Raw genomic sequence first — 13,378 nt, 5'->3', positions numbered from 1 at the left:
ATATGAGCAAAAAAAGATCAGACTGTCCGATCAGCTGTTCCCTGGAAATGTGGGGTGATAAATGGTCCCTGCTAATCATAAGAGATCTTATGCTGAAAAAGGAATGTACTTATGGAGACTTCCTGAAGGCTGATGAAAAAATAGCCACCAATATTCTGGCTTCCAGACTTCAAAATCTTCTGGACAACGGAATTATTGATAAAAAAGACCATCCAGACAGCAAGTTGAAAATTCTCTATTTTCTGACTCAGAAAGGCATTGATCTTATTCCGGTAATCGTTGAAATCAATCTTTGGGGAGACCAATACCTCACTATTCCCGATGACCGGAAAAAACTACTGGAAGAGATTAAAAAGGATAAAGAAGCTTTTATCAGAAGAGCTAAAGCCTATCTCTCATCTGAAGTTTAATCTGCTTCATGAAGCCATAGCTTTCATAAAATATAATAATAGCAATTTTAAAATTTCGTTAACTCAATTTTCTTTTTCCATTCCGTAAATTTGGGTAAAATAAATTTAGAACAATGCTTAATTTCGAGTTTAAAAATCCAACAAAAATACTTTTCGGGAAAGGTGAAATTGCTAAAATTTCCAAAGAAATTCCTAAAGATGCCAAAATATTAATGATTTACGGAGGCGGAAGCATCAAAAATAATGGTGTTTACGATCAGGTAAAAGAAGCTTTAAAAGATCATGAAGTATATGAATTTGGCGGAGTTCCAGCCAATCCTGAATATGAGGTTTTAATCAATGCCTTAAGCTTTATTAAAGAAAAGAATATCACTTATCTTCTTGCTGTTGGTGGCGGATCTGTAATTGACGGAACAAAATTTATCTCTGCAGCAGCCAATTATGATGGTGAGCCATGGGATATCCTTAGAAATTCTGTAAGAACTTTTGAAGGACAGGGAATGCCGTTCGGAAGCATTTTAACGTTACCTGCAACCGGTTCTGAAATGAACTCAGGGTATGTTATTTCAAGAAGGGAAACCAATGAGAAATTATCTTCAGGAGGCCCCGGACTTTTCCCACAGTTTTCTGTTTTGGATCCGGAAGTAGTCAGATCAATTCCAAAAAACCAGATTGTGAACGGAATTACAGATGCCTACACTCACGTGTTGGAACAATACATGACTGCTCCTTCTTCTGCTGATCTTCAGGAAAGAATTGCAGAAAGCATCCTGATCAGTCTTCAGGAAACCGCTCCTAAAGTATTGGCCGATGATTTCAATTATGATGCTGCCGGAAACTTCATGTGGTGTTGTACAATGGCTCTGAACGGCCTGATCCAGAAAGGAGTGATTACAGACTGGGCAGTACATGCTATGGGTCATGAGCTGACGGCTTATTTCGGTATTGATCACGCAAGAACGCTGGCAATTATCGCTCCATCCCACTACCGTTATAACTTTGATGATAAAAAAGGAAAACTGGCACAATATGCAGAGAGAGTCTGGGGAATAAAAGACGGAAGTGTAGAAGAAAAAGCAGAGCTGGGTATCAGAAAAATGGAAGAATTCTTCCACAGCCTTCATATCAAAACGAAACTTTCTGAGTATACAGAAGACTTTAAAGGAACCGCTGAAAAGGTTGAGAAGGCCTTTACAGACAGAAAATGGCTAGGTCTTGGAGAGTATAAAAAATTAACTCCGCAGGATGCTTATAAGATTGTAGAGATGAGCTACTAATCATTCAAAGTTCAAAATGTAAGGTTTAAAGTTTAAGACTATACTGAACTTCTAAGTTTTGACTGAGGCAAAAGAATGGCAATTTATTTATAGGGAAGCGGGTTTTGGTCCGCTTCTTTTGATTTTACATAGTATCAACCAATCTGTTGTATACTCTTTAAATCAATTTTTTATGTTTAACGGCTTTCTACGCTTAAAAATACTGATTACGCTATCGAAATTATTCAATTTACAAACATTCGTTTAAAAAATCATTATTTCATTATAAATATTTCAAATTTATTTATATTTTAGCATATTCTTAAAATTTGTGAAAATGAAAAAACAGCTACTTTTATTTACCTTTTCTGCCCTGGCGCTTACTTCTTGTAAAGATGACAATCTTGAAGCTTACGAAATGGATATCATGAAGGGAGATTGGAAGGAAGTTAAAAGGGAAATAATTTCCGGAAAAGATAATAAAACAGTGCTTCAATCTTATCCAAACACCGGATGTGCAGCTAAAAATACTCTTTTCTTCAGAACAGATTATTACGTGAGTTATACAGCATTTACAGGAACAGGTGCTGACTGTCAAATGGATCAAAAAAGTGAGGGAAGGTATACGTATGATGCTGACTCAAAAGTTTTGGGAATCAAGCTTGGTGACGAAGAGGCATCGGCAAATTACAGAGTAGATGTCCTGACAAACAAAGAACTTAGGCTAGCTCAACAGTTCGGAAATTTTGATCTGGATGGAGACAAAATTCCTGAAGTTACTTATGTTACTTACAAAAGATAAATCATAAAACTCCCGCTAATCGGGAGTTTTTTATTATTTTTATATCTAATTTAAAACTGAATATAATGAAGAAGATTCTATCAGCATTTCTATTGCTGTATTTTGCTATTGCCTTTTCTCAGGAAAAAAAAACGATGTTCTGGCAGGACATCCAGGAATTCAAAAAAAAGGATCAGCAAAACCCGCCGCCAAAGGATGCGATTTTATTTCTGGGAAGTTCATCATTCACAAAATGGACTGATATCGCAGATTATTTTCCTGATAAAAAAATCATCAACAGAGGATTCGGAGGGTCAAGACTTACAGACCTTAATGATTTTTCGGAGGATCTTTTAGCCCCTTATCAGCCTAAACAGATCATTATTTACTGTGGTGAAAATGATTTTGCAGACAACCATCAGCTAAAAGCAAAAGTAGTTGTTGACAGATATAAAGCTTTTTATAAAAAAATACGTAAAAAATTTCCCAATATTGAAGTGGATTATATCTCTATCAAATACTCGCCAAGCAGAGAAGTGATCTGGCCGCAGATGAAAATTGCCAACAAAAAGATCGCCGCATTTATGAAAAAAGAACCCAATGCAGAATTCATTGATGTGACTAAAGCAATGGAAGATGCTAATGGAAATGTAAGAAAAGATATTTTTGTGGAAGACATGCTTCATTTTAAGCCGGAGGGATATAAAATCTGGACCAAAGTGATCACACCTTACCTGAAATAAACTACAACCCATGATAAAAAAAACAATAACCATTCTATTTTCCGTTTTATTGTATTCTCTTTCTTTTTCTCAGGAGAAGCCTAATGAAAAAGTTCTTCAGGAACTCTCAGAAAAAGCGTGTAAATGTGCTGATTCTATTTCTCTGTCTAACAGAAAGAAAGAAGATATCATCAAAGATGTTCATGAATGTATTGACAAATACACCGGAGCGCTTCAAATATCTACTCTTTTGCAAGGAGCAGAAAAACAATCTGAAAACGCACCAAGCGTTAACGGAAAAAAACAGATTAACCTGACTTTTAATACGAATAAAAATTCACAGCAGTACAAAGACAGCTATAACGAACTTGAACGTTATCTGATGCAAAACTGCGAAAGCGTAAAAAGAGCTACCACAACTTCAGAAACCAATCATGACAAGTTCTCCAAAAATAAAACTGCTCTTGATTTGTATCAGAATGCCATTGACGCATCCAAACAGGAAAACTGGAAAGAAGCTATTCAAAATTATGAACAGGCCGTAAAAGCTGATCCAAAATTTATTTATGCATGGGACAATCTGGGAATCTGTTACAGAAGAGTCGGAGAATATGATAAAGCTCTCAATGCTTATAAACAGTCATTAGCTGCTGATCCGACAGGTAAAATGCCTTTACAGAATATAGCCATAACGTATGTCTATAAAAAAGAATACCAGAAAGCGATTGATGCCTATAACGATTTTGACAAAGTATATCCAGGTGATCCGGAAGTTTATTATGGAATGGGACAAGTCTACTTTACCCATCTGAAGAATAATGAGAAAGGTCTTGATAATATTTGTAAAGCATACAGGATTTATTCTGAGCAAAAATCACCGTACCGATCTGATGCTGAAAAAATGATAGGATACATTTACAAGAGTATGAAAGATGAAGGCAAAGCAGATAAGTTTAAAGAAATTTTAAAAAGCAACAACATTCAATTCGATTAAAAATAAAAAACGATTCCTGATACTGGAATCGTTTTCTATTTTATTTCTTTCTTTTCGATTTCGATATTGCTTTCTGTTGGGCTCTGTTGGCTCCAAACTTCTTAGGTGCTTTTCTTTTGGAAGGACCACCCCAGTTTTCTTTTGTATTTTTAGCTTTCTTATCGTGGAATGCTCCTCCTCCATCATTCAGTTTTACCTGTGCAGGATTTTTCATCACCACCTGATCTTCTTCAGCCGCGATCTTTTTAGGATTGATCTTAACGCCTTCAGGGAATTCATTAAATTTCAATTCTTTATCCATCAATAGCTCAATATCAAGAATCAAAGGTTCTTCTTTTTTGGTAACAAACGTAACCGCTTTTCCTTCTTTGTCTGCTCTACCTGTTCTACCGATTCTGTGAATGTACTGCTCAGGAATATCAGGTGTCTCAAAGTTGATAACATGGGTAACATTTGAAATATCAAGACCTCTGGCCATTACATCCGTAGTAATCAAACCTCTTACCTCTTCATTCTCAAAGCTTTTCATCGCCTTAAGTCTGTAATTTTGAGACTTGTTAGAGTGAATCACATCGAACTGTCCAGGGAAAAGCTCATCAATTTTAGTGAAGAGCAGATCGGCATGTCTTTTATTATTGTTAAAAATCAATACCTTAGACATATCAGTTTCGTTCTTCAGCAAATACTCAAGTAAGTTGATCTTCGTATTGAAGTTTTCTACTTTATAGGCAGTCTGTTCAATTTTTTCAAGTGGTGTTCCGGATTTTGCCAATGAAATTTCAATCGGGCTTGCAAAGTACACATCCAGCATTTCATCTACCGCTTCCGTCATGGTTGCAGAGAAAAGAATGTTCTGTCTCTTTGGTTTCATCATTTCAAAAATGTGAGTAAGCTGCGGTCTGAAACCTAAGTTAAGCATCTCATCAAATTCATCAATGACTAATTTCTGAACTTCTTTAAGAGAAATAGCATTGTCTATGGAAAGGTCCATCACTCTTCCCGGTGTTCCTACCAAAATATCACAACCATCGTTGAACAATAGTTTCTGGGTATTGATATTTTTTCCTCCGTATATTCCGATTACTCTTGCAGTAATATTTTCTGTCAGTTTCTCAAGGATTTCAGTTACCTGTACCACCAATTCTCTTGTAGGAACAAGAACCAAAACAGTTGGATTTCCTGTCTTGCTGTATTTCCATGTTTTCAGAACGGGTAAAAGGTAAGCCAATGTTTTTCCGGTTCCGGTCTGTGCAATTCCCATTACATCTCTTCCTGAAAGAATAGGTTTTAAGCTCTTCTCCTGAATGGGTGTAGGTTCAAATAATTCCAAATCCGCTAAAACATCAAGAATTTTAACCGGCAGGTCAAAATCTGCAAAAGTGAGTTTTTCCATTTTGCAAAGATAGGTATTTAATTACAAGTTAAAAATTAGGGGTTGCAGATATTAGGCAACAGGTTGCAGGAACTCGTTATTAAGAGCGATTCACTGATTATATTTAATTAACCCAAGGAACATTTATAACAATACATTAAACCAGCAACAAAAAACAACCAGCAACAAATTAATTTCCTAATTTACTTTTACGCTATTGACCTTGATTTTAATGTCATCATCTTCCCATTTGCTGGAGGTAACGATAACGTATCCTTTCTTTTTGGGATCTTTTTTGATAGGAAATTTGTCTTCTTCCCACTGGTTACAATGCGTTGAAATGGATGGCAATAATTGTTTCCAACCGGTTTTACTTAAAGTATATACATAAAAAGGATGCCAGCAGCTGGTACACCAATTCGGATAAAACCCGATTTCTTCTTTCCCGTCGCCATTAAGATCTCCCAGATTATACAGGCTTCCCTGATTGGCTGGTGAAATCGTAATAGGCTTTATGCTTTTATCACTGAAGTAAATAGTTGTTTCGCACTTTCCTTCACACTCGTCACCACAGTCACTGACTTTTGTATAGGCATATTCTTTGGTTCCGTTTCCGTCAAAATCTCCCTGAAGTTTATCTTCATCTGTCTGCTGAGCAGCACAATAAGAGCTGAATAAGGTGATTGCGGTTATAATAAGTGTTTTCATTGTGGGTTTTTGTTTTTTTTAAATGCGGGTTGCGAGATTCGGGATTCGAGGTTATAGTGCAGAATGGAAAAATTATTGGAATTATTTCATTTTTAATTCGCGTATCACTTTCTTGTTACTCTCAGTAAAAGTATCAGGACCAGAATAATTGAAAATACAAAGCCTAAGACTGCTACTAACGACAACTCTCCTATTCTCGGACCGGATTCTGAACTAAAAACGATGGCTGTTGCAATGATATTTGCCCCTAAGATCATGGCCAGAATCAGATTGATCACACTGGATTTGATCAGCTGGTTGGTCTTGTCTATATTTTTAATTTCGCTGGAAACGGTGAATTTATTTTCATCCAGTTTTTGAAGAACAGAACGGAGCTCTTTCGGGATTTCATCTACATTATCCGTGAAATTCATCATTCTATCCATCCCTGTTTTCAAGAGGTTCTTAGGATTTATTTTTTTTGTGAAAATCTTTTTCGTGTAAGGATGAAGACTTTTAACGATATCCAGATCAGGATTAATACTTCTTCCAACACCTTCTATCAGGCTGATCCCTTTGAATAAAAGATAGAAGTAATCCGGCATATAAAGCCTGTTATCCTTTAGAATATCCTTCATCTTGTTGATGATCACCTGAACATTAATATCCTGCAGTGATGAGCTGTGAACAAAATTCAAGATATCCTCTACATCATTTTCAAACCGTCTTTCGTCCGGTATTTCATAGCTTATGGCCATTTTTTTGAGTGACCGGACTATTTTATGGGAGTTTTTGGCGACAAAACTTACGATAAGATTTTCAAGAATTTCTTTATCATTAGGCTGAATTTTTCCTACCGCTCCAAAATCTATGAAGACTATTTTACCGTCTTTTTTCACTAAAATATTACCAGCGTGAGGATCTGCATGGAAGAATCCATAGTCTAAAATCTGTGATACAAACAGCCTTAATCCCGCTTCGGAAACTTTTACAGGGTCAATATCATTTGCCAGCAGCACTGATTTATCGGTAACCTTTATCCCGTCGATAAATTCCATACAAAGAATATTGTTGTTGGAAAATTCTTCGTAGACTTTAGGAACATAGGTTTCTTTATTATTCTTAAAGTTCAGACGGAACTGCAGGATATTATTTCTTTCATTAGTCAGAGAAACCTCTTCGAGCAAAGATCTTTCAAAGGTAGAAATCGCCTGTTTCAGATTCAGTTTTTCTCCTATTTCAGAATAGGCAGAAATCAGCTTTTCAATGTCTTTGATCAACAATAAATCATCCTCAATAACCGATTGTACATCAGGTTTTCTCAGTTTTAAAATTACCGGACTGCCATCCAGCAAAACGGCTTTATACACTTGTGCAATGGAAGCTGTGGCCAGAGGTTGTTTCTGGATTTCGCGGAAATAGTCCTTTACGGAAATATTGAATTCGCTTTCCAGTGCTTCTTCTACATCCATATCTACTGTTTCCACTTTGTCCTGAAGTTTCTGCAGCTCCTGAATCAGCTCCGGTGGTAATAAATCTTCCCTGTTACTGAATGTCTGGCCTAATTTTACAAAAGTAGGTCCTAGCTCTTCAAGAGCCAGTCTTATTCTTTCGTAAACGGTTCCTTTTGAAATAATCTCGTCTGAGCCGGGAGTTTCTTCCTGCTTATTTCCTCCATTCATCCTTGCCAGAATATCTTTAAATCCATATTTACTCAATACGGAAATCAGTCTTGCGGATCTTTTCAGTTTTCTTTGCTGCTTATCAAACATAGTATATCAATAGTAGGTGCAATTTACTCCAAAAACTGTTCCTTTATGAAAAGAATTATTGCAACAACACCAATGTACAAAGTTAAAAATAGTAACACGTAATCAGTGTTTTAAAGAAATAAATACATCAATAATTACAAAAACATTCATTTATCATAAAAATTAATATATTTACAGCGTACAAATAAAACAAACCAAAAGTATTACAACATGAAAAATTTACGTAACAACAAACTTTCAAGAGAGCAATTAAAAGGGATTGCAGGAAACGGAATCATTATCGGATGCTCAAACCAATGCTGTCCTACAGACGGTAGACCAAGATGTCCAAAATTGATCTGCCCTGCTGTAGTATGTCCGCAGTACATGTAATCTGCTCACTCAAAGAAAATTTTAGGTAAAATAAAAAGAGACTGTCTTTCCGGGCAGTCTTTTTTATAGCATGGCTACAACTTTAAACAATATCAAACGGCAACAGACCATAAGTTTTGGCTAAAGCCTTTATTACAGATAAATACATAATAAGCGGGCTTTAGCCCGCTTATATTGATATAAAAATCTATCTGAGACCTTTTGAGATAGATCATCTTTATTTAAGATAGGTTTCATATAGATCTTTCCTGCGGTCTTTCATCACCTGAACAGAGCCGTTATGATGAAGATCTTTCAATAAATTCAGGTCTACATCAACAATCAGGGTCATTTCTGTGTTGGGAGTGGCTTCACCTTTTACCGCATTGGATGGAAAGGCAAAATCTGAAGGGGTAAATACGGCAGCCTGCCCAAACTGGATATCCATATTATTTACTTTCGGAAGATTTCCCACACAGCCGGCAATCGCTACATAGCATTCATTTTCTATAGCTCTGGCTGCAGCACAGTGACGTACTCTCATGTAGGCATTTTGGGTATCCGTAAGATATGGAACAAACAGGATTTTCATTCCCTGATCAGCTAAAATCCTTGGCAATTCCGGGAATTCTACATCATAGCAGATCACAAGACCTATTTTTCCGCAGTCGGTATCAAAAACTTTGATTTCATTTCCTCCTTTCATTCCATAATATCTTTTTTCATTCGGGGTGATATGAATTTTCCGGTATTCGTCCACGCGGCCGTCACGGTGAAGAAGGTAACTGACGTTGTACAGATCATTGTTTTCAAAAACAGGCATACTTCCGGAAATAATATTTACGTTGTAGCTGATTGCCAGTTCTGAAATCTTATTTTTAATATCTTCAGTAAGTTTTGCCAGCTCTATCATACTGTCCCTTTCGGAAAGATTGTTGAAAGGAGCAAGCAAAGGAGTATTAAAGAGTTCAGGGAAAAGAACGAAGTCTGATTTATAATCTCCCATTACATTCACAAAAAATTCCACCTGTTCATAAAAAGCATCAATATCTTTGAAGTGCCTCATCTGCCATTGCACCAGTCCAAGACGGATAATGCTGTCCTGCATAGTATTTGGTTTTCTGCTGTAATAGATATTGTTCCATTGCAAGAGCACCGCATTTTCTCTTGATGCTTCATCTTCCGGAAGGTATTTCTTCAGGATTTTTATCGGAAGAAAGTTATTGGAAAGCTGGAAAGACAATACCGGATCATAAATCTCTTTGTCTCTGACTTTTCTGATATATTCTCTTGGAGAAAGTTCGTGGCTGTATTTGTGATAATTGGGAATTCTACCGCCCAGAACAATGGATTTTAAGTTTAATAGTTCACAAAGTTCTTTTCTGGCATCGTATAGTCTTCTTCCCAAACGTAGCTCACGAAATTCAGGATCTACGAAAACTTCAATTCCATAGAGAACATTTCCCGTGGAAGTATGGGTATTGAATGTATAATTTCCTGTAATATCACTATAGGTATGATCATCTCCGAATTCATCATAATTGACAATGATTGAAAGCGCTACAGCAGCCAGTTTACCGTCTACCGTAATACAAATCTGTCCGTTAGGAAACATTTTTGTAAGCTTATCAATACTTTTTTTGGACCAAATGGATTCCGACATTTGCGGGTAGGCCCTTTTCATCGTTTCCGCCAGTTCATCATAATCCTGAAGAGTCAGGTTTCTTGTTTCTATTTGCATTTGATGTAATTTTACTTAAATTTAGGGAAAATTTGTTTTAATAGCCTAGTACTAAGCAAAACATTAACCAAAATATCAATTAGAGATGGCAATAATTTTTCTGAACCAAAGTAAATGCCCAGTTTGCAAAAAAACTTTAGATGAAGGACAGGATATTGTTTTATTTCCACCTTTTACCTCAGACAAGAATCATCAATTTTACTTATTCAATGATGAAGGAGCTCACCGTTCCTGTTTACAGAAAACAAAACATGGAATAGAAGCCTTAAAATTTTTAGAAACAAATTTTCCAATATAAATAAAAAAATCCCACCCAAAACGGGCAGGATTTATATTTTAAATTCAAGTCAAAGATTATTCCCATTCAATGGTTGCAGGTGGTTTGCTTGAAATATCGTAAGCTACTCTGTTGATTCCTCTTACTTCGTTGATAATTCTGCTGGAAACGGTATCTAAGAACTCGTAAGGAAGTCTGCTCCATGTTGCCGTCATAAAGTCGATAGTATTGGCAGAACGAACTACAGCTGTATATTCATAAGTTCTTTCGTCACCCATTACTCCTACAGATTTTACCGGAAGAAGTACAACGAATGCCTGGGATACTTTTTCGTAAAGGTCATTTTTATATAATTCCTCGATGAAGATATCGTCAGCTTCCTGAAGGATCCTTACTTTCTCAGCATCTACCGCTCCCAATACTCTGATTCCTAATCCAGGACCTGGGAAAGGGTGTCTGTATACCATGTGGTGAGGAATTCCCAATTCTTCTCCTACTCTTCTTACTTCGTCTTTGAAAAGCTCTCTTAGCGGCTCTAGCAACTCGAATTCCATATCTTCAGGAAGTCCTCCCACATTGTGGTGAGACTTGATTACTGCAGAGGGTCCGTTAACAGACTGGCTTTCGATAACGTCAGGATAAATGGTTCCCTGTGCTAAGAATTTAGCGCCTTCAATTTTATGGGATTCTTCATCAAATACGTGAATGAATTCGTTTCCGATGATTTTTCTCTTCGCTTCAGGATCGTCTACTCCAGCTAGTTTTGAAAGGAATCTTTCCTGAGCATCCACCATTTTAATGTTCATATGGAAATGCTCTCCATACTGATCCATTACTTTTTTGCCTTCATCCTTTCTCAATAATCCCGTATCTACGAAGATACAAGTTAACTGATCACCGATTGCTTTATGGATCAAAACAGCGGCTACAGAAGAGTCTACTCCTCCTGAAAGTCCAAGGATCACTTTGTTGTCTCCTACTTTCTCACGGATTTCCTCAACTGTTTTCTCGATATAGTTTGTCAGTTTCCAGTTTTTCTCTGAGTTACAGATTCCGAAAACGAAATTTTCAAGCATTTTTCCTCCTTCTTCTGTATGAGATACTTCCGGGTGGAACTGAACACAGTAGATTTTACTTTCTTCGTTAGAGATAGAAGCAATTACTCCTGATTTTGCATTTAATTCAAAACCTGCAGGCAATTCTCCTACTTCGTCAAAGTGGCTCATCCAAACTACAGAGTTCTGAGTAACTCCTTTTAATAAAGAGCTTTCTTTAATGATCTCAAGATTTGCTTTACCGTACTCTCCTTTTTCTCCTTTGTTTACTTTCCCTCCTAAAAGGTGAGCCGTCATCTGCATTCCATAGCAGATTCCCAATACAGGAACTCCCTGCTCGTACAATTCTTTTTCAACCAGATGGGCATTTTCTGCATTCACAGAACTTGGTCCACCGGAAAGGATGATTCCTTTGGGCTGTTTTGCTAAAATATCTTGTAATGGTGTATTGTAAGGTAAGATTTCAGAGTACACTCCCATCTCACGGATTCTTCTTCCGATAAGCTGGTTGTACTGGGATCCGAAATCTAAAATAATAATACCGTTGTTCATTGTTGATAATTGATAAATGATGATTAATTTAAAAGCTTTAAGCTTCAGGCTATAAGCTTTCTATACTGCAATAAGCATACTGCCTGTAGCCTAAAGCCTATTGCTTCTTAACTGTTTTACAAAAAAAGACTTGGAATAGCTCCAAATCTTTTTTCGTGATTTTTATTAAAACTTTCCGATGTCTTCTCTGTAGAAGCCGTAATCGAAATGTACGTGAGCTGCATCTTCGTAAACTTTCTTGCGGGCATCATCGTAGGTAGCTCCTGTAGCCACAATGTTCAGTACTCTACCTCCATTGGAAACTACTTTATCACCTTTAGTGACTGCTCCTGCATATAACAGTTTGCTATGTTTCAGTTTATCTTCCCCGGTAATTTCGAAACCGGTTTCGATGTTTCTCGGATAACCTCCTGAGCACATTACCAGACAAACAGCTTTTTCGTCTTTAAATTTAAGCTCAATGTCTTTTCCTTCCATACAGTCCTGGATCACATCTAAAAGATTGTTTTCCATAAGTGCCATCAATACCTGAGTTTCAGGATCTCCGAATCTCATATTGTATTCAAGAAGGTAAGCTCCGTTTTTCGTCACCATCAATCCGAAGAAAATGATTCCTTTGAATCCGAAACCTTCAGCTTTAAGCCCTGTAACAGTAGGCTCTAAGATATTTTTCTCAAAATCCGCATAATGCTCCTGAGTAAATTCCGGACTTGGCGCTACTGATCCCATACCTCCTGTATTAGGTCCTGTATCACCGTTTCCTGCTTTTTTATAGTCTTTTGCCGCTACACATGGGAATAGTTTTTCACCATTAGAGAAAGCAATGATAGACGCTTCAAAACCTTGTAAAAATTCTTCAATAACTAAACGGATACCAGCATCTCCATAGATTCTTCTGATCATAAAGTCGTGTATGGTAGCTTCAGCTTCTTCAATGTTGTCACAAATAACAACACCTTTTCCACCTGCCAAACCACTGGCTTTGATTACCAAAGGATACTGCTGTGTCTGCACATATTCTTTAGCATCATTGTATGAATCAAATACTACCGCCTTAGCTGTTTTGATATCATAGGTCTGCATAAATTTCTTAGAGAAAGCTTTACTTCCTTCAAGGCTTGCTACCTTTTGAGTTGGACCGAAAACTTTAAGATCGTGTTTTTTAAATTCGTCCTTGATACCCGCTACAAGAGGAGCTTCCGGACCTACGATCGTAAGATCAATCTTTTCTTTAATAGCGAAATCTCTAAGTTCTTTGATTTCTGATAAATGAACATTTTTCCCTATTACATCGGTAGTAGCATTCCCGTTGGCAAAAAACATTTTAGAAATTCTTGAGTCATTCTGAAGCTTTGCCGCTAAAGCAGATTCTCTACCGCCTTCACCTATGATTAATATTCTCATACTT

At 36.8% G+C, this 13,378-nt stretch carries 12 protein-coding genes; 6 read left to right on the top strand and 6 right to left on the bottom strand.

The genetic code is table 11. The features are described from left to right. Positions 1 to 2: 2 nt before the first annotated feature. From DYR29_RS00205 to DYR29_RS00185, 5 genes are all read left to right on the top strand, one after another. Complete coding sequence (locus DYR29_RS00205; RefSeq protein WP_213278689.1) at positions 3 to 410, top strand: winged helix-turn-helix transcriptional regulator; 408 nt, start codon at positions 3 to 5, stop codon at positions 408 to 410. 113 nt (positions 411 to 523) lie between these two features. Next, positions 524 to 1,687, top strand: a complete 1,164-nt coding sequence (locus tag DYR29_RS00200; RefSeq protein ID WP_047423365.1) for an iron-containing alcohol dehydrogenase — start codon at positions 524 to 526, stop codon at positions 1,685 to 1,687. Between the two features lie 316 nt (positions 1,688 to 2,003). After that, positions 2,004 to 2,468, top strand: coding sequence for a lipocalin family protein (locus DYR29_RS00195; protein ID WP_142716295.1), 465 nt, complete (start codon positions 2,004 to 2,006; stop codon positions 2,466 to 2,468). A 65-nt stretch (positions 2,469 to 2,533) separates the two neighbouring features. Next, the gene (locus tag DYR29_RS00190) at positions 2,534 to 3,190 is read left to right on the top strand and encodes a GDSL-type esterase/lipase family protein (RefSeq protein ID WP_213278688.1); all 657 of its coding nucleotides are present in this window, start codon (positions 2,534 to 2,536) and stop codon (positions 3,188 to 3,190) included. A 10-nt stretch (positions 3,191 to 3,200) separates the two neighbouring features. Continuing rightward, a complete protein-coding gene (locus tag DYR29_RS00185; protein ID WP_213278687.1) occupies positions 3,201 to 4,163 on the top strand; it encodes a tetratricopeptide repeat protein in 963 nt (320 codons plus the stop codon). Positions 4,164 to 4,203: 40 nt separating this feature from the next. Here DYR29_RS00185 and DYR29_RS00180 read toward each other — a convergent pair whose 3' ends face one another. The 3 genes from DYR29_RS00180 to DYR29_RS00170 all read right to left on the bottom strand — a co-directional run bounded on the left by DYR29_RS00180 (position 4,204) and on the right by DYR29_RS00170 (position 7,994). After that, positions 4,204 to 5,556, bottom strand: coding sequence for a DEAD/DEAH box helicase (locus DYR29_RS00180; protein WP_213278686.1), 1,353 nt, complete (start codon positions 5,554 to 5,556; stop codon positions 4,204 to 4,206). Between the two features lie 177 nt (positions 5,557 to 5,733). Further along, positions 5,734 to 6,243, bottom strand: coding sequence for a hypothetical protein (locus tag DYR29_RS00175; protein ID WP_213278685.1), 510 nt, complete (start codon positions 6,241 to 6,243; stop codon positions 5,734 to 5,736). A 104-nt stretch (positions 6,244 to 6,347) separates the two neighbouring features. Beyond that, complete coding sequence (locus DYR29_RS00170) at positions 6,348 to 7,994, bottom strand: ABC1 kinase family protein (RefSeq protein WP_213278684.1); 1,647 nt, start codon at positions 7,992 to 7,994, stop codon at positions 6,348 to 6,350. Positions 7,995 to 8,204: 210 nt separating this feature from the next. On the opposite strand from DYR29_RS00170, the gene DYR29_RS00165 reads away from it, so the two are divergent. Continuing rightward, complete coding sequence (locus DYR29_RS00165) at positions 8,205 to 8,366, top strand: hypothetical protein (RefSeq protein ID WP_167498792.1); 162 nt, start codon at positions 8,205 to 8,207, stop codon at positions 8,364 to 8,366. Between the two features lie 217 nt (positions 8,367 to 8,583). On the opposite strand, the gene DYR29_RS00160 is transcribed toward DYR29_RS00165, so the two are convergent. The 3 genes from DYR29_RS00160 to purD all read right to left on the bottom strand — a co-directional run bounded on the left by DYR29_RS00160 (position 8,584) and on the right by purD (position 13,374). Continuing rightward, the gene (locus DYR29_RS00160) at positions 8,584 to 10,086 is read right to left on the bottom strand and encodes a carbon-nitrogen hydrolase family protein (protein WP_213278683.1); all 1,503 of its coding nucleotides are present in this window, start codon (positions 10,084 to 10,086) and stop codon (positions 8,584 to 8,586) included. A 354-nt stretch (positions 10,087 to 10,440) separates the two neighbouring features. Beyond that, the gene (gene guaA, locus DYR29_RS00155) at positions 10,441 to 11,970 is read right to left on the bottom strand and encodes a glutamine-hydrolyzing GMP synthase (protein WP_213278682.1); all 1,530 of its coding nucleotides are present in this window, start codon (positions 11,968 to 11,970) and stop codon (positions 10,441 to 10,443) included. Between the two features lie 165 nt (positions 11,971 to 12,135). Then, the gene (gene purD / locus DYR29_RS00150; protein WP_047423378.1) at positions 12,136 to 13,374 is read right to left on the bottom strand and encodes a phosphoribosylamine--glycine ligase; all 1,239 of its coding nucleotides are present in this window, start codon (positions 13,372 to 13,374) and stop codon (positions 12,136 to 12,138) included. Between the last annotated feature and the right edge of the window lie 4 nt (positions 13,375 to 13,378).

Origin of the sequence: Chryseobacterium indologenes (assembly GCF_018362995.1) — a bacterium.
GTDB classification, from domain to species: Bacteria; Bacteroidota; Bacteroidia; order Flavobacteriales; family Weeksellaceae; genus Chryseobacterium; species Chryseobacterium indologenes_G.
This window is presented reverse-complemented; position numbering and strand designations above follow the sequence as displayed.

What these genes read in the sequence shown, in the direction of transcription:
- DYR29_RS00160 (WP_213278683.1), bottom strand. Translation starts at nt 10,086, where the DNA reads ATGCAAATAGAAACAAGAAACCTGACTCTTCAGGATTATGATGAACTG.
- guaA (WP_213278682.1), bottom strand. Translation starts at nt 11,970, where the DNA reads ATGAACAACGGTATTATTATTTTAGATTTCGGATCCCAGTACAACCAG.
- DYR29_RS00200 (WP_047423365.1), top strand. Translation starts at nt 524, where the DNA reads ATGCTTAATTTCGAGTTTAAAAATCCAACAAAAATACTTTTCGGGAAA.
- DYR29_RS00170 (WP_213278684.1), bottom strand. Translation starts at nt 7,994, where the DNA reads ATGTTTGATAAGCAGCAAAGAAAACTGAAAAGATCCGCAAGACTGATT.
- DYR29_RS00190 (WP_213278688.1), top strand. Translation starts at nt 2,534, where the DNA reads ATGAAGAAGATTCTATCAGCATTTCTATTGCTGTATTTTGCTATTGCC.
- DYR29_RS00180 (WP_213278686.1), bottom strand. Translation starts at nt 5,556, where the DNA reads ATGGAAAAACTCACTTTTGCAGATTTTGACCTGCCGGTTAAAATTCTT.
- purD (WP_047423378.1), bottom strand. Translation starts at nt 13,374, where the DNA reads ATGAGAATATTAATCATAGGTGAAGGCGGTAGAGAATCTGCTTTAGCG.
- DYR29_RS00175 (WP_213278685.1), bottom strand. Translation starts at nt 6,243, where the DNA reads ATGAAAACACTTATTATAACCGCAATCACCTTATTCAGCTCTTATTGT.
- DYR29_RS00205 (WP_213278689.1), top strand. Translation starts at nt 3, where the DNA reads ATGAGCAAAAAAAGATCAGACTGTCCGATCAGCTGTTCCCTGGAAATG.
- DYR29_RS00185 (WP_213278687.1), top strand. Translation starts at nt 3,201, where the DNA reads ATGATAAAAAAAACAATAACCATTCTATTTTCCGTTTTATTGTATTCT.
- DYR29_RS00195 (WP_142716295.1), top strand. Translation starts at nt 2,004, where the DNA reads ATGAAAAAACAGCTACTTTTATTTACCTTTTCTGCCCTGGCGCTTACT.
- DYR29_RS00165 (WP_167498792.1), top strand. Translation starts at nt 8,205, where the DNA reads ATGAAAAATTTACGTAACAACAAACTTTCAAGAGAGCAATTAAAAGGG.